Below are 16219 nucleotides of genomic sequence, written 5' to 3'. Positions count from 1 at the left end.
TTTCTCCTGCAAACGGGTTACTGACGGGTCGGCACGGCGCGTAAATATGCCAATGTTGCCGAACCTGCGTCTACTATCCGCCCCCGCCTGCCAGCGAGGGCCCGCCGTTTGTATAGTGTCCGCCAGCAGCCACCGGCTGCACGGCTGGAGCGCCCTCCCTCACAGCGGGACGCCCACTCGCCGTTACTGCCCCACCCGGGTGTCCCACACACACCGGGTGTGACATCGGGACGGATACATGGTGCTGGGGGAGATCCCGACGACCCGCGTGTCCGCGCGACTGCAGCAGTCGCCCGGTCACCTCATCCGCGTTGCACAGCAGGTTCACACCAGGCTGTGGTCAGAACATGTCGGAGCCGATCTCACGGCTCCGCAGTTCGCCGTACTGCTGGTCCTCGCCCTCGAACCGGGTGCGGACCAGCGGACGGTCGGCGAGCGCGCGTCGCTGGACAAGGCCACGATGGCCGAGATGGTCGCCCGGCTGGTCCGGCGTGGCCTGGTGCTGCGACGCCGCGACCCGGCCGACGGCCGGCGCAAACTGCTCGCTCTCTCGCAGAGCGGCGCACAGGCGGTGCGCGAGGCCACGGGTGGCGTGGTCCGCGTGCAGCGCACGCTCTTCGAGCCGCTCACGGCGGAGGAGCAGCTGGAGATCGTGCGGGTGATGGCCAAGATAGCCAGGCTTGAACCCGCTGCGGTCGCCGTCCTCACCGACGCGCGGCCGATGCTGGACGCCCAGCGGGCGATCGGCTACCTGATCAGGGTGAGCCAGCAGGTGCACACCAAGCTCTGGTCGGAGCACGTCGGTTCGGAGCTGACGGCGCCGCAGTACGCGGTGCTCGACGCGCTCGAACTGGAGCCGGGCGCCGACCAGCGCACGGTCGGCGAGCTGGCCTCGCTGGACAAGGCCACGATGGCCGAGATGGTGAGCCGGCTGGTCCGGCGCGGCCTGGTCCAGCGTCGGCGCGACCCCTCGGACGGGCGGCGCAACCTGCTGTCGCTCTCGCCGGCGGGTCAGGACCTGCTGCACCGCTCGGCCGCGGGCGTCGCCCAGGTCCAGCGGCTGCTGCTGTCGCCGCTCGACGAGCACGAGCACGAGCCCGCGCTCGCGCTGATCGCCAAGGCGGCTCGGCTCTAGGCTTCGCCCTTTGAGCTCCAGCCAAAACGATTCGCCAACGCACTGAAGGCCGCCGACCCGTCAGAGGGAGAGCGGCCTTCGGGCTTGACGGCCGCGTCGCCCCTGAGGGCCGTGCCGCGCGTGACGGGCATGCCGGGTACGACGGCCGCTTCGCGCCCGGACGACGAGCCGGGCCCGGTTCCGGCCCGGGCGTGCCCGGCGGGGCCGCCGGACGCACCCGGGCCGGGACGCGTCAGTTCCAGTCGAACTCCTGCGGGTCCGGCCCGATCCGCTTGCCGGTGGCGACGCCCGCGATCGCGGCGAGGTCGGCCGCGTCCAGCTCGAAGCCGGTGACGTCCAGGTTCTCCTTGATCCGCGACGGGGTGACCGACTTCGGGATCGCGATGATGCCGCTCTGCAGGTGCCAGCGGAGCACCACCTGGGCGACGGTGCGGCCGTGCTTCTCGGCGATCTCCGCCAGGGCCGGCTCGGAGAGCAGCTCCTTGCCCTGGCCCAGCGGGCTCCAGGCCTCCGTGGCGATGCCGTGCTCGGCGTGGAAGGCGCGCAGCTCGTCCTGCGGGAAGTAGGGGTGCAGCTCGACCTGGTTCAGCACCGGCTTGACCGAGGCCTCGTCGAGCAGGCGGGTGAGCTGCTGGGTACCGAAGTTGGAGACGCCGACCGACTTCACCCGGCCGTCGGCGAGCAGCTGCTCGAAGGCCTTCCAGACGTTGAGGTAGCTGCCGTGCATCGGGCGCGGCCAGTGGATCAGGTAGAGGTCCACGTAGTCGAGGCCGAGCTTGGCGAGCGAGGCGTCGAACTCGCGCAGCACGGCGTCGCGGCCCTGCTCGCCGGACCAGTCACGGGTGCCGGAGTTCCACAGCTTCGTCGTGATGTAGAGGTCCTCGCGGGCCACTCCGCCGGCGAGGGCCTCGGCGACGGCCTGGCCGGTGCCGGCCTCGTTCTCGTAGATGGCCGCGGTGTCGATCGAGCGGTAGCCCGCCCCGATGGCGCTGCGGACGGCCGCGGTGGCCTCCGCGTCCGGGACCTGCCAGACGCCGAAGCCGAGCTGCGGGATCTGCGAGCCGTCGTTGAGGGTGACGGTGGGGATGCTGCTCACGGGACGGGGTGCCCTCCTGGTCGTCCATCTGCTTCCACAGGGGCAACCGGTGGGGCGGCCGGGTTTGTTCCCGAAGCGGAAAGGAATTTTCCAGCGCGGTGTACCGGCGCACGCAGTGGCTTGCCGAGGGTCCGATCGGACGCCCCGGGCGTCCAGGGAGGGGCGCGAGCGGGGGCGCGCGGCGCTGAAAACCTGTTGCGTAGGTCACATTCGGGTTGGCAGGCTCGCTGCCATGACCTCCTGAACAGCCCCGGCCGTGACCGTGCCGGCCGCATCCCCGCTCCTCGCATCGGCGCGCGACCCGCGCCTTCTGTGCCACCCGCCCGTCCCACCCGCAACGGAGCGTCATGCCGCTCAAGACCCTGCCGCTGGCCGATCCCGGCGGCCCAGACCTCTCCTCCCCCCTCGCCTTCCTGCGCTGGCTCCAGCGCAGCCAGCGGCGCGGCCAGGTGCGCGCCACCTGCTGGGCACTGCTGGAGATGGGCAGCCAGGCGGCCCTGCCGGTGCCGCTCGGCCTGGGCGTCCAGGCCGCCGTCGACGGTGATGCCGCCGGTGTCTGGCGGGCCGGCGCCGCCGCGCTCGCCCTCTCCGCCGTCGCCGCGCTCGGCGCCGTCCTGCTGCACCGGCAGGCGGTGTGGAACTGGATCCACGCCGCTACCCAGGTCCGCCAGCTGGTGGCCCGCCAGGCCTCGCACCTCGGCACCGGGCTCTCCCGGCGGATCGCCACCGGCGAGATCGTCGCGGTCGGCAGCGGCGACGTCGAGAAGATCGGCTGGTACGTCGAGCTGGTCGCACGGGTCCGCGGCGCGGTGATCGTCTGGCTGGCCGTCAGCACCGCGGTGCTGATCGCGGAGCCGGTGCTCGGCCTCGTCGTGCTGCTCGGCGTCCCGGTGCTGGCCGCCGCGGTCTGGCCGCTGCTCGGCCCGTTCGAGCGGCGCTACACCGAGCAGCGGGCGCTGGGCGGCAAGGCCACCGAGCTGGCCGCCGACACCGTCGCCGGGCTCCGGGTGCTGCGCGGCATCGGAGGTGAGGAGCTGTTCCTCGCCCGCTACCGGGCGGCCTCCCAGAAGGTCCGTTCCGCCGCCGTCCGCTCGGCCCGGATCTGGTCGCTGATGCAGGCCCAACAGGTGCTGCTGCCAGGCCTGTTCGTGGTCGGCGTCACGTGGTACGGCGCCCACCTGGCCGCGACCGGGCGGATGGGCATCGGCGCGCTGATCGCCGTCTACGGCGCCACCGCGTTCCTGGCGGCGCCGCTGCGCATCCTCGGTGAGGCCGCGCACGCCTGGAGCGTCGCCCGGGTCTCCGCCGGGCGGGCCGTCCGGGTGCTCTCGCTCAGCCGGACCACCGGCACGCCTGACGCGGAGCTGACCAGGCCCGCGCAGTCCGACCTGTACGACCCGGCCTCCGGGCTGACCGTCCGGGCCGGCGAGCTGACCGCGGTGGTGTGCGGTGACCCGGACTTCGCCGGGGAGCTGGCCGAGCGGCTCGGCGGGCACGTGCCGCTGGCCGACGGCGAGCAGCCGCAGCCGTCGGCCCGGCTCGGCGGCACCGAACTGGATGCCGTTCCGTTGGCCGAGGCGCGGGCGGCGGTGCTGGTCCACGACAAGGAACCGGTGCTGCTCTCCGGCACCCTGGCCGCCCTGCTCGACGTCCCCGCCTCCGGGCGGGTCACACCCGCCGAGGCGCTGGCCGCCGCCCGTGCGGAGGACGTGCTGGACGCCCTGGTGGACGGCTCGCCCGACTGCGGAGGCGATGCGATGCGGGCCGGGATCACCGAGCGCGGCCGCTCGCTCTCCGGCGGCCAGCGCCAGCGGCTGGCGCTGGCCCGCTCGCTGCTGGCCGACCCGCCGGTGCTCGTCCTGGACGAGCCCACCAGCGCGGTCGACGCGCACACCGAGTCGCGGATCGCGGCCGGGCTCCGCAAGAACAGGGAGGGGCGTACCACCGTGGTGTTCGCGACCAGCCCGTTGCTGCTCGACCAGGCGGACCGGGTGGTGCTGCTCCAGGACGGCCGGGCCGTCGCGGCCGGGCGGCACCGGGAGCTGATGCACACCGAGCCCGTCTACCGCGCCGTGGTCACCCGCGACGAGGAGCCGGCCCCGGTCGGGGAGGGCGTGTGAACGGCACGGCCCCGTACCCGGACCGGCTTCCGAACGGCTCCGCACCGAACCGGGCGACGCCGCGGAGGAGCGCGGCGGCCGGGCAGCACCCGCATCACCCGCACCGCCGTAACCCGCACCCGCGCCGCCGTAACCCGCACCCGTACCGCCGGCAACCAGACCATCCGAGGAGCACCGTATGAAGCCCCCCGTCCAACGGGAACAGGGGCCGGCCACCACCCTTCCGGTCGGCTCCCCGGCCGCCGTCCGCGCCTACCTGGGGCTGCTCGCCCGGCGGCACCGGGCCGGGTTCTCCTCGGTGGTGGCGCTGCACTCGGTGGCCACCGTCGCGGGGCTGGTCGGGCCGTGGGTGCTCGGCACCCTGGTCGAGTCGCTGGCCACCGGTACGGCCGAGTCCACCATCGCGGTCGCCGTCGGCTGGTACCTTCTGGCGCTGGTCGTGCAGTCGGCCTTCACCTGGTGGTCGCGGTTGCGCGGCAGCATCCTCGGCGAGCGGGTCCTGGCGGACCTCCGGGAGGACTTCCTGGTCCGCTCGGTGACCCTGCCGACCGGGGTCCTGGAGCGGGCCGGCACGGGCGACCTGGTCTCCCGCGGCACCACCGACATCGACCGGCTGGACAAGTCGATCCGCGAGGCGGTGCCCGAGCTGGCCGTCGCCGTGGTCTCGCTGCTGCTGGTGCTGGGGGCGCTGGTGGTCACCTCGCCGCTGCTCGCCCTCACCTCGCTGATCGGCCTCCCCCTGCTGCTGGCCACCTCGCGCTGGTACTTCCGGCGCGCCCCGCAGTCCTACCGGAACGAGTCGGCCGGCTACGCCGCGGTGAACACCGTGCTCGCCGAGACGGTCGACGCCGGGCGGACGGTCGAGGCGCTGCGGCTCGGCGACGAGCGGGTCCGGCTGACCGACCGCAAGCTCGGCGAGTGGCTCGCCTGGGAGCGGTACACCCTCTGGCTCCGCTCGGTCTGGTTCCCGACCATCGACGCGGCCTACACCCTGGCGGTGCTCGGCACCCTGGTGCTCGGCGGTCTGTTCACGCTGCGGGGCTGGATCACCGTCGGCCAGCTGACCACCGGGGTGCTCTACGCGCAGGCTCTCATCAACCCGGTCGACCTGATCCTGCGCTGGTACGACGAGCTGCAGATCGGGCAGGCCTCGCTGGCCCGGCTGGTCGGGGTCCGCGAGGTGCCGGAGCACGAGAGCGACGAGGACGCCCGGCCGGACGGCCGCCGGGTCGAGGCGAAGGACGTCCGGTTCGGCTACCACGAGGGCGCCGACGTGCTGCACGGCATCAGTCTGGACGTCGCCCCGGGCAGCCGGGTGGCCCTGGTCGGGCCGTCCGGCGCGGGGAAGTCCACCCTGGGCCGCCTGCTGGCCGGGATCTACGCACCCGGCCGGGGCAGCGTGACGCTCGGCGGGGCGCCGCTGGCACGGATGCCGGCCGAGCGGGTCCGGGCCCAGGTCGCGCTGGTCAACCAGGAGCACCACGTCTTCGTCGGAACCCTGCGCGACAACCTGCGGCTGGCCGCGCCGGACGCCGACGACACCGAGCTGCGCGCCGCACTGGACGCGGTGAACGCAGGGGAGTGGGCGGACGCGCTGGCGGAAGGCCTGGACACCGAGGTCGGCTCGGGCGGTGCCGCGCTCACCCCGCCGCAGGCGCAGCAGCTGGCGCTGGCCCGGCTAGTGCTGGCCGACCCGCACACCCTGGTGCTGGACGAGGCCACCTCTCTGCTGGACCCGCGGGCCGCCCGGCACCTGGAGCGCTCGCTCTCCCGGGTGTTGGAGGGGCGGACGGTCATCGCCATCGCCCACCGGCTGCACACCGCGCACGACGCGGACGTGATCGCGGTGGTCGAGGGCGGGCGGATCAGCGAGTACGGCAGCCACCCGGATCTGGTGGCGGCCGGCGGCCCGTACGCGGCGCTCTGGCGCTCCTGGCGCGACGAGCGGTAGCCGGGGCCGGTGCTCGGCGGTGCCCGGGTACTCGGCCGAGCCGGTCATCGGCGGTGCCGGTGTTTGGCGGAGCCGGTGCTTGGCACTGCCCGGTGCTCGGCCGTGCCCGGTGCTCGGCCGTGCCCGGTGCTCGGCCGGGCACCCGGGGCCGGGCGTGAAACCCGCACGGGACAGGGTTGCCCCGTGCGGGTTACCCGGCGGGCGCGTAACCGGACAAACCGTCCGATCTCGCCGCAGACTGCGCGTGTGACCAAGATTTCAGACGGCTCGTCCGGATCCAAGCGCGATGAGATCGGTGGCATCCCCACCCGGTACATCGGGATCGGCGTCATCATCGTGCTCGCGGTGTGGTTCCTGTTCGCCAACCTCGACAGGGTGCAGATCCAGTTCTGGGTCTTCACCGTCACCGCGCCGCTGTGGATCGCCCTGCTCGCCACGCTGATCGCCGGTGCCGCGCTGGGCTGGCTGATGAAGGGTCGGAGCAGCCGGTGACCGCTGCCGCGCCCGCTTCCGGGGAGCCCGGCTCCGCCTTCGCGCCCCTGATCGAGCTCCGCGGCGTCAACAAGCACTTCGGGGACCTGCACGTGCTGCAGGACATCGAGCTGACGGTCGGGCGCGGCGAGGTCGTGGTGGTGATCGGGCCGTCCGGGTCGGGCAAGTCCACCCTCTGCCGGGCGATCAACCGCCTGGAGCCGATCGAGGCGGGCAGCATCCTCATCGACGGCCGCCCGCTGCCCGAGGAGGGCAAGGGGCTGGCCGGGCTTCGAGCCGACGTCGGGATGGTCTTCCAGTCCTTCAACCTCTTCGCGCACAAGACCGTGCTGCAGAACGTCTCGCTGGCCCAGATCAAGGTCCGCGGACGCCCGAGGGCGCAGGCCGACGCGAAGTCCCTGGCGCTGCTGGAGCGGGTCGGGCTGGTCGCGCACGCCGGTAAGTACCCGGCCCAGCTCTCCGGCGGCCAGCAACAGCGGGTGGCGATCGCCCGCGCGCTCGCCATGGAGCCGAAGGCGCTGCTCTTCGACGAGCCGACCTCGGCGCTCGACCCCGAGATGATCAACGAGGTGCTGGACGTCATGCGCCAGCTCGCGCACGAGGGCATGACCATGGTGGTGGTCACCCACGAGATGGGATTCGCCCGGGCCTCGGCCAACCGGGTCGTCTTCATGGCGGACGGGCGGATCGTCGAGGACCGCGCTCCCGAGGCGTTCTTCGGCGCCCCCGAGAGCGAGCGCGCCCGGGACTTCCTGTCCAAGATCCTGAAGCACTGAGGCCGCGTCATGAGAAGGCCGCGTCGTGAGAGCCGCGCCATGAGAAGGCCGCACCGTGAGAGCCGTTCCATGGGAGCCGCGTCATGAGAAGGCCGCGTCGTGGAGAGGGCGGTGTCGTGAAGAAGATCGTGGCCCTCGCGGTCCTGACGGCGCTGCTCGCCGGCTGCGGCAAGGAGGGCACCCCGCCGCCGAAGGGTCCGCAGCCCAGTTCGCTGCCCAGTTACCAGGTGCAGAGCGGCGCGGGCATCACGGGCTCGCCCACCCTGGACGAAGCCCGCCGCCGGGGCCACCTGGTTGTCGGGGCCAAGGAGGACCAGCCCTACCTGGGCCAGAAGAACCCGGCCACCGGGGAGTACTCGGGCTTCGACATCGAGATCGCCAAGATGGTCGCCGCCGACCTCGGCTTCACCCCGGAGCAGATCGAGTTCAGGACGATCGCCTCCGCCAACCGCGAGACCGCGCTGCAGAACGGTCAGGTGGACTACTACGTCGGCACGTACACCATCAACGACAACCGGAAGAAGCTGGTCGGCTTCGCGGGCCCGTACTACCTGGCCGGCCAGTCGCTGCTGGTGCGCAGGAACGACAACACGATCCAGGGCCCGGAGGACCTCGCCGGCAGGAAGGTCTGTTCGGCGGCCGGTTCGACGCCCTACCAGCGGATCCAGAAGCAGTACCCGAAGGCCAGGCTGATCGCCTACGACACCTACTCGGCCTGCGTGGACAACCTGATCACGGCCCAGGTGGACGCCGTGACCACGGACAACACGATCCTGATGGGCTACGCGGCCAAGGTGCCGGACGAGATGAAGGTGGTCGGGCCGCTGTTCTCCCAGGAGCCGTACGGGATCGGGACGCCGAAGAACGACACGGTGCTGCGCGGCGCACTGAACGACGCCCTGGCGCACCACCAGGAGAACGGCGACTGGAGGAAGGCCTACGACGCCACCCTCGGCCTCTCCGGGGTGCCCGCCCCCACCCCGCCGCCGATCGACCGGTACTGAGAGGGCCGCTGTGAAAACGCTGACCGACAACTGGTCGATCTACTGGCACGGGTTCCTCGGCACCCTCTCGCTCTTCGTGGTGAGCGCCGTGCTGGCGCTGGTGCTCGGGGTGCTGATCGCGAGCTTCCGGGTCTCACCGGTGAAGCCGCTCCGGGTCTTCGGCACCACGTGGGTGACCCTGCTGCGCAACACCCCGCTGACGCTGCTGTTCTTCATCGTGGTGCTTGGCCTGCCGCGGTTCGACATCACCCTCCCCTTCTTCGCCTTCGCCGTCCTCGCCCTCGGCTGCTACACCTCGGCGTTCGTCTGCGAGGCGATGCGTTCAGGCGTCAACACCGTGCCCACCGGCCAGGGCGAGGCGGCCCGCAGCCTGGGGATGACCTTCGGCCAGACGATGGGCCTGGTGGTGCTTCCGCAGGCGTACCGGTCGGTGGTCGCGCCGATCGGCAGCGTGATGATCGCGCTGGCCAAGAACACCGCGATCGCCGGCGCGTTCAGCGTGACCGAGCTGCTCGGCACCTACCGGACCATCAACGAGATGGGCTACGGCATCGTCTGGACCTTCGTCTGGATCGCCGTCGGCTACCTGATCATCACACTGTCCATCAGTGCCGTCTTCAACCTGCTGGAACGACGAGTGGCGGTGGCCCGGTGACGGTGGAATCCTCGGCGCTCTACGACATCCCCGGCCCCAGGGCGCTCGCCAGGCACCGGCTCTACGGGATGATCGCGCTGGCGGCGATCGCCGCGCTGGTCGGCTGGATCGTCTACATGCTCTTCCACACCGAGCAGTTCACCTACGGGAAGTGGACGGCCTTCCAGTACGAGGGCGTCCAGGACCTGCTGCTGCGCGGGCTCGCCAACACGCTCAAGGCCTTCGGCTGGACGGTGCTGTTCGCGCTGCCGTTCGGCGCGCTGTTCGCCGCCGGGCGGCTCTCCGACCACCGGGTGGTGCGCGGGCTCTCCACGCTGGTGGTGGAGTTCTTCCGGGCCATGCCGCTGCTGGTGATGATCTTCTTCATCTTCGCCGCGCTCCAGGTGGAGCCGCTCTGGGCGCTGGTGGCCGGCCTGGTGCTGTACAACGGCTCCGTGCTGGCCGAGGTCCTCCGGGCCGGCGTGCTGGCGGTGCCGGCCGGGCAGCGCGAGGCGGCGTACGCGCTGGGGATGCGCAAGACCCAGGTGATGGCGTACGTCCTGGTGCCGCAGGCCAACCGCGCGATGCTGCCGGCCATCATCAGCCAGCTGGTGGTGGCGCTCAAGGACACCTCGCTGGGCTTCCTGATCACCTACGAGGAGTTCCTGCACGCCGGCAAGCTGATCGCGACCAACCTGGACTACGACCTGCCGTTCATCCCGGTGGTGATGGTGATCGCGCCGGTCTACATCGGGATGTGCCTGCTGCTCTCCTGGCTGGCCCGCTGGGTCGAGGCCCGCAGTCGGCACAGCCCGAGCATGCGGGGCGGGGCGCCGGTGGCGAAGGCCGAGGTGTCGATGGGGCTGCCGCCGTCCGCCCAGCCGTAGCGGTCCGGGCGCCCGTGGCCGGAGGAGTGGGGCCGGAGGTGCGGGGCCGGAGGAGTGGTGGGGCGGGAGGTTCGTCCGTAAACCATAGGTGCGGTCGGGGTTAGGTGAGCGCTCTCCAAAGTCTGCTTATGATTGCGCCCGACAGAACGGGCACGGGCGGGCGGAGGGGCAGTGGAGCCGGTATTCGACTCACGGCACATCAGGACCTTCCACGAGGTGGTCCGGGCCGGCTCCTACTCGGCGGCCGCCCGTGAACTCGGCTACACCCAGCCCGCCATCACCCAGCAGATGAAGGCGCTGGAGCGGTCCGTCGGGGTGCCGCTGTTCACCCGGGCCGGGCGCGGGCTGCGGCTCACCGAGGCCGGCGAGGCACTCTCCCGGCACGCCGAGCTGATCCTCGGCAGTCTCTCCGCCGCCCAGCAGCAGCTCGCCGCGCTCGCCAGGCTGCGCGCAGGGCGGGTCCGGGTCTGCGCCTTCCCCAGCGCCAACGCCACCCTGATACCCGAGGCGATGGCCCGGCTGCTCGCCGAGCACCCCGGTGTCCGGGTCGAACTGCTGGAGGCCGAGCCGCCGGACTCCGTCCAGCGCCTGCTCCGCGGAGAGTGCGACATCGCCCTGGCCTTCCGCTACCCGGGCGCCGCCACCGAGGTGCCGGACGGGCTGGACGAGATCCCGCTGATGGAGGACCTGCTCACCGTGCTGCTGCCGGTCGGCCACCCGCTGGGCCGCCGGCACGCCGTCCGGCTGGCCGACCTGGACGGCGAGCGCTGGATCGCCGGCTGCCCGCGCTGCCGGGCCAACCTGCTGCACGTCTGCGCGGAGGAGGGCTTCGCGCCCGACATCGTCTTCTCGACCGACGACAACCTCGCCGTGCAGAGCCTCGTCGCCGCCGGGGTCGGGATCGCGCTGATGCCCGCGCTGGTCCTCTCCTTCATGTGCCACCGCAAGGTCACCGGGCGAGCCGTCGAACCGCACCTGCGCCGGCAGGTCTGCGCGTACGTGCTGCGCGAGCACCGCCGCATCCCGGCCACCGCGCTGGTGCTGGACCACCTGCGGTCGGCGGCCGCGGCGCGCGTCGGCTGCTGAGAGCCACATCCGGCCGGGCCGGTGCCGGCGAGCGATTCATAAGCCCTGTTTGGGGTATTGCGAAAGAACCCTCGTTGGACGTGATAGGTCGACTGGGCCGAACCTGCTGGCATGACACCCTCCGCCACGGTCGGCAGCGACCGGCTCACCGAGCGCATGACCGCCCTGGTCGGCGAGATCCGTGCGGTCGTGGACCGCGGTCTGCCGCCCGAACTCACCGCCTACCTGGTCGGCGAACGTCTCGCCCCGCATCTGGGCGACGAGGGCCTGCTCACCGACGCCCAGCGCGAGGGTGACCCGGACCGCTACCGCCAGCACGTCCTGCACGCCGAGAGCGACGGCAGCTTCTCGGTCGTCGCGCTGGTCTGGCTGCCCGGCCAGCAGACCCCGATCCACGACCACGTCTCCTGGTGCGTGGCCGGCGTCCACCGAGGACAGGAGAGCGAGACCCGGTACCGGCTGGTCTCCGACGGGCGCACCGCCCACCTGGTCGAGACCGAGCACGTGGTCGGACCGGCCGGCACCGTCGCCGCCTTCGCCCCTCCCGGCGACATCCACCTCGTCCGCAACGCCTGTAGCTCCACCGCCATCTCGATCCACGTGTACGGCGCCGACGTCTCCCGGCTGGGCACCAGCATCCGGCGGGTCTACCGGCTGCCCGCCGACGACCAGCAGTGAGCACGACATGGCACTGACCATCCGGGAGCGGCGCGTCCGCACCCGCCTGCTGCCCCCGCTCGGCGGGGACGCCCCCGGCCTGCTGCTCGCGGCGCTCGGCGTGGCCGCCGCGCTCGCCGTCCACCAGGCCGTTCCCGCGGTGCCCAAGCTCACCGCCGCCGTCGTGCTCGGCATCGCGGCCGCCCACCTGCCCGGGCTGCGGCCCGTGGTCCGCGGCGTCGCCCGGCCCGGCCTCTCCACCGCCGGGCGGCGGCTGATGCGGCTCGGCATCGTGCTGCTCGGCCTCAAGCTCAGCCTGGACGACGTGCTCGGGCTCGGCTGGGCCACCGTCGCCATGGTGCTCGCGGTGGTCGCGGCCACCTTCGCCGGCACCTGGTGGCTCGGGCGCCGGCTCGGCCTGCCCGGCGACCAGCCGCTGCTCGTCGCCACCGGGTACTCGATCTGCGGGGCCTCGGCGATCGGCGCGGTCAGCCAGGCCGCCGGCAGCGAGGAGGAGGACGTCGCCGCGTCCGTCGCCCTCGTCACGCTCTGCGGCACCCTGGCGATCGCCGTCCTGCCGCTGCTCCAGCAGCCGCTCGGGCTCGGCGAGGCGGAGTTCGGGCGCTGGGTCGGTGCCAGCGTGCACGACGTCGGACAGGTGGTCGCCACCGCGCAGACCGGCGGGCCGGGCGCGCTGCGCGAGGCGGTGCTGGTCAAGCTGATGCGGGTGGTGCTGCTGGCGCCGCTGGTGGCCGGGGTCGCCGTCGCGGTGCGACGGGCCCGCCGGGGCGAGGCGGACGGCCAGGCCCCGGTCGGCAAGCGGCCGCCGATCGTCCCGCTCTTCGTGGCCGGCTTCCTGGTGATGATCGCGCTGCGCTCTGTCGGCGTGCTGCCCGACCGGGCGCTCACCCTGGCCGGGGACGCGCAGGAGCTGCTGCTGGCGGCGGCCCTGTTCGGCCTCGGCAGCGCCGTGCACCTGCCCACCCTGCTGCGCACCGGCGGGCGGATCGCGCTGCTCGGCCTCGGCTCCTGGGTGATGGTGGCCGGGGTCAGCTACGCGGGCGTGCTGCTCACGACGTAACCGGTCCCGGGCCGGCCTCCGCTATTGTCGGGCGGGTAGTCCGAGCAGCCGAGTACGCAGAGGAAACCGGATGTCCACCGCACTGCCCGAACGGGACGGCCACGACGCCGTCGTCACGCTCGACCGGCGGGAGGGCCCCTTCGGCGAGGTGGTGCTGCGGCAGCGCGGGCGGCACTTCGAGATCATCGCGAACGGCTGCTTCCTGATGGACACCGCGGACGGGCGCTCGGAGCGGCTGCTGATCCAGGCGGCGCTGGACGAGCTGGACCGGACGGGCGACGCGGCCGAGCGGCCGTCGGTGCTGATCGGCGGGCTCGGCGTCGGCTTCTCGCTGGCGTACGCGGTGGCCGAGCGGCGCTGGGGGCGGATCGCGATCGTCGAGCGCGAGAACGCGATCATCGACTGGCACCGGACCGGCCCGCTGGCGGCGTTCTCGGCCGGCGCGCTGGACGACGACCGGGTGGCGGTGCTCCACACCGACCTGCTGGAGTACCTGGCAGGGGCGGACGGCGAGCGCTACCACGCGCTCTGCCTCGACATCGACAACGGCCCGGACTGGACGGTCACCGACTCCAACGCCGGGCTGTACGGGGCGGACGGGCTGGCCGTGCTGTGGCACCGGCTGCAGCCGGGCGGGGTGCTGGCGGTCTGGAGCGCGCAGCCCTCCCCGGACTTCGAGGAGGCGCTGCGCGCGGCGGGCTTCTCGGACGTGGTCACCCACGAGATCCCGGTCGCCCGGGGCGTGCCGGACGTGGTGCACCTGGCCCGCCGCGCCGACTGAGCGGGCGCGGCGGGCCGGGCTTCGCACCCCGACCGCCGGTCTACTTCAGGCCGTTGTCCACCGCGGCCATCAGCTCGCCGTTGGCGGTGTCACCGTCGAAGGCCCAGATCATCGCGCCGGCCAGCCCCTGGGACTTGATCCAGGCGGTCTTGCGGGCCATCTCGGTCGGGTCGTCGTAGGTGTAGAACACCGAGCCGTTGTACAGGTACGCGTGGCCGGCCACCGGGTCCCGGTAGAGGGTGTAACCACCGCTCGTGGCGTACTCCTTGAGCTTGTGGTAGTCCTCGAACCCGGCCTCGTAGGTGCCCGGCGCGGGGCCGGTCGCGCTCTGGAAGAGGCCGTTGGTGGTGCCGCGCGGCACGCCCGTCCAGCCGCGGCCGTAGAACGGGATGCCCAGGGTGAGCTTGCTCTTCGGGGCGCCGCCGTTGACGTACGCGTTGATCGCGATCTCCGAGCTGAACTGCCGGTCCGGGGTGGACGGGTCGCCGGCCGCGAGCTTGAGCGCCGACTGCTGGTTGGTGCTCATCTCCCAGCCGCCGTGGTAGTCGTAGCCCTGGACGGTGGCGAAGTCGAAGGCGCCGAAAAGGCCCGGGACGTCGATGCCCGCGGTGATCTTCGCCGGGTCGGCCGGGAGGAAGGCGCTCAGCGTGTAGTGCTTGCCGGTGGTGGCGCCGAGCGCGTCCAGCTGGCGGCGGAACTCCTGGGCCAGCAGGGTGTAGTTGGCCTTGTCGGTGGGCCGGAAGATGTTCCCGTCGTGCCCGCCGGAGGCCGGCCACTCCCAGTCGAGGTCGATGCCGTCGAAGATGTTGGCCGCGCTGCCGGCGCCGCCGCGGCCGTCGATGACCGGCAGGTTGCCCTTGATGTACATGTCGATGCAGGAGCTGACCAGCGCCTTGCGGGAGGCGTCGGTGGCGGCCGCGTCGGAGAACCACTTGCTGTACGACCAACCGCCCAGCGAAATCTGGATCTTGAGGTTGGGGTACTTGGCCTTGAGCTGCTTCAGCTGGTTGAAGTTGCCGGCCAGCGGCTGGTCCCAGGTGTCGGTGGTGCCGGCCACCGAGCTGCCGGCGTCCCAGCCCTTGCCGAAGTCGGCCCAGGCGTCACCGGCGCCGTCGCCCGCGTTCGGGTCGTTGTCCGGGCCGGCCGCCTTGTTGGTGATGAAGCACTGCTTGGTGGTCGGGTGGATGTTGGCGAAGGCGTAGTTGAGCGTGGTGAGCCGGCCCGCCGAGCCGGAGGTGTCGAGCTTCTTCACGCTGTAGCCGCGGGCGTAGATGCTCCACTGCGTGAAGTAGCCGATCTTCAGCGCGCCGGGGTTGGTGCCGCCGGCCTTGGTCTTGCCGGTGACCGGGCCGGAGGCGGGGGAGACGTTGCCGGCCGCGTCACGGGCCTTCACCGTGAAGGTGTACGAGGTGTCCGGCGCCAGGTTGCCCACGGTGGCGGACGGCGTGGTGACGGTGGCGGCGAGCGCGGTGCCGTTGTAGACGTCGTAGGCGGTGACGCCGACGTTGTCGGTGCTGGCCGCCCAGGCCAGCGAGATGCTGTTGGCGTCGGAGCCGGAGACGGTGGGGGTGCCGGGGGCGGTCGGCGGCTGCTTGTCCGGGTCGGCCGGGGGCTTGGTGGTGGCGCTGACCGGGCCGGCGGCGGCCGAGCGGTTGCCCGCCGCGTCGAAGGCCTGGACGGTGAACTGGTAGGCGGTGCCGGCGGTCAGGCCCTGGACGGTGACCGCGGTGGTGGCGCCGTCCGTGGTGGCCACCTTGGTGCCGCCCTGGAACACGTCGTAGCCGGTGACCGCGACGTTGTCGGTGCTCGCCGTCCAGGAGAGGTCGACGGTGGTCTGGGTGGTGTTCCCCGCCCGGAGCCCGCCCGGAGTGCTCGGCGCGGTCTGGTCCCCGCCGGTGCCGTCGCACGGCTGGCCGTTCAGCTTGCAGTTGAGCAGCGGCTTGTAGCTGCCCGAGTAGGCGATGTTGAAGCCGAAGTTGTAGGTGCCGCCGGGCGGCAGGGCGGCGGCCCAGCCCGGGTTCTTGACCGTCACGTGCGAACTCGCCGTGGTGTAGCCCGCGTTCCACAGCGAGGCGACGGTGTTGCCCGACGGCAGGTCGAACTCCAGGGTCCAGCCGTTGACGGTGGTGCTGGATCCGTTGGTGATGGTGTAGCTGCCCTCGTAGCCGCTGCCCCAGTCGCTGCCCTTGGTGAAGGCCGCGGTGACGGACCCGGCGGCGTGGGCGGCGGTGGCGGGCAGGGAGGCGGCGAGCAGCGGGACGAGCAGTGTCCCGGCCGCCAGCAGCGGCAGCTTGATCCGACGTCTGCGCATGGTTGTGGCTCCTGTCCCGGGGTCTCCGGGCATGCCGGGTCGCCCCGTTACCTGTGGGGAGGTGTCAGGTGCGTGGAGCAGCGTGCGGGCGCTCCGGCCGTGGGGCGGCGCGGAGCGGGAGACCTCGGGCCGTCGGGGTGCCGCAGAGGATCCTGTGCTCCCCGAGAGTAGGGAGCCGGCCGGCAACTGGCAATAGGTCTGTACCAGT

14 protein-coding genes are annotated in these 16219 nt (G+C 72.5%); 12 read left to right on the top strand and 2 right to left on the bottom strand.

Annotated features, from left to right (window positions below; all coding sequences use genetic code 11):
* Positions 1–268 precede the first annotated feature (268 nt).
* Positions 269–1135, top strand: coding sequence for a MarR family winged helix-turn-helix transcriptional regulator (locus J5Y04_RS41215; RefSeq protein WP_307852847.1), 867 nt, complete (start codon positions 269–271; stop codon positions 1133–1135).
* A 232-nt stretch (positions 1136–1367) separates the two neighbouring features.
* Here J5Y04_RS41215 and J5Y04_RS00240 read toward each other — a convergent pair whose 3' ends face one another.
* Entirely contained in the window at positions 1368–2231 is an 864-nt protein-coding gene (locus J5Y04_RS00240) for an aldo/keto reductase (RefSeq protein WP_209408532.1), read from the bottom strand.
* Positions 2232–2578: 347 nt separating this feature from the next.
* On the opposite strand from J5Y04_RS00240, the gene J5Y04_RS00235 reads away from it, so the two are divergent.
* The 11 genes from J5Y04_RS00235 to J5Y04_RS00185 all read left to right on the top strand — a co-directional run bounded on the left by J5Y04_RS00235 (position 2579) and on the right by J5Y04_RS00185 (position 13700).
* Complete coding sequence (locus tag J5Y04_RS00235; RefSeq protein ID WP_209408528.1) at positions 2579–4351, top strand: ABC transporter ATP-binding protein; 1773 nt, start codon at positions 2579–2581, stop codon at positions 4349–4351.
* Between the two features lie 178 nt (positions 4352–4529).
* The gene (locus tag J5Y04_RS00230; protein WP_209408526.1) at positions 4530–6302 is read left to right on the top strand and encodes an ABC transporter ATP-binding protein; all 1773 of its coding nucleotides are present in this window, start codon (positions 4530–4532) and stop codon (positions 6300–6302) included.
* Positions 6303–6548: 246 nt separating this feature from the next.
* Positions 6549–6794 (top strand): LapA family protein, encoded by a 246-nt coding sequence (locus J5Y04_RS43400; RefSeq protein WP_209408523.1) that lies wholly within the window; start codon positions 6549–6551, stop codon positions 6792–6794.
* Positions 6791–7570: an amino acid ABC transporter ATP-binding protein gene (locus J5Y04_RS00220; RefSeq protein WP_374105928.1), complete on the top strand. Its 780-nt coding sequence runs from the start codon at positions 6791–6793 to the stop codon at positions 7568–7570. The genes J5Y04_RS43400 and J5Y04_RS00220 overlap by 4 nt, the downstream gene beginning before the upstream one ends.
* Before the next feature lie 83 nt (positions 7571–7653).
* Positions 7654–8574 carry a glutamate ABC transporter substrate-binding protein gene (locus J5Y04_RS00215; protein ID WP_209408520.1) on the top strand — a complete coding sequence of 307 codons (921 nt, stop codon included), beginning with the start codon at positions 7654–7656 and terminating at the stop codon, positions 8572–8574.
* A gap of 10 nt (positions 8575–8584) precedes the next feature.
* Positions 8585–9229 carry an amino acid ABC transporter permease gene (locus J5Y04_RS00210; RefSeq protein WP_209408517.1) on the top strand — a complete coding sequence of 215 codons (645 nt, stop codon included), beginning with the start codon at positions 8585–8587 and terminating at the stop codon, positions 9227–9229.
* A complete protein-coding gene (locus J5Y04_RS00205) occupies positions 9226–10095 on the top strand; it encodes an amino acid ABC transporter permease (RefSeq protein ID WP_209408514.1) in 870 nt (289 codons plus the stop codon). The genes J5Y04_RS00210 and J5Y04_RS00205 overlap by 4 nt, the downstream gene beginning before the upstream one ends.
* 171 nt (positions 10096–10266) lie before the next feature.
* On the top strand, positions 10267–11181 hold the full coding sequence (locus J5Y04_RS00200; RefSeq protein ID WP_209408511.1) for a LysR family transcriptional regulator: 915 nt from the start codon (positions 10267–10269) through the stop codon (positions 11179–11181).
* 111 nt (positions 11182–11292) lie between these two features.
* Positions 11293–11859, top strand: coding sequence for a cysteine dioxygenase family protein (locus tag J5Y04_RS00195; protein WP_148641608.1), 567 nt, complete (start codon positions 11293–11295; stop codon positions 11857–11859).
* Positions 11860–11866: 7 nt separating this feature from the next.
* Complete coding sequence (locus J5Y04_RS00190) at positions 11867–12919, top strand: YeiH family protein (RefSeq protein ID WP_209408509.1); 1053 nt, start codon at positions 11867–11869, stop codon at positions 12917–12919.
* Positions 12920–12989: 70 nt separating this feature from the next.
* The gene (locus J5Y04_RS00185; protein WP_209408506.1) at positions 12990–13700 is read left to right on the top strand and encodes a spermidine synthase; all 711 of its coding nucleotides are present in this window, start codon (positions 12990–12992) and stop codon (positions 13698–13700) included.
* A 40-nt stretch (positions 13701–13740) separates the two neighbouring features.
* Here J5Y04_RS00185 and J5Y04_RS42780 read toward each other — a convergent pair whose 3' ends face one another.
* Positions 13741–16011, bottom strand: coding sequence for a glycoside hydrolase family 18 chitinase (locus J5Y04_RS42780; RefSeq protein ID WP_209408503.1), 2271 nt, complete (start codon positions 16009–16011; stop codon positions 13741–13743).
* Positions 16012–16219 lie beyond the last annotated feature (208 nt).

It is taken from the genome of Kitasatospora sp. RG8, from assembly GCF_017813315.1.
Lineage (GTDB): Bacteria > Actinomycetota > Actinomycetes > Streptomycetales > Streptomycetaceae > Kitasatospora.
This window is presented reverse-complemented; position numbering and strand designations above follow the sequence as displayed.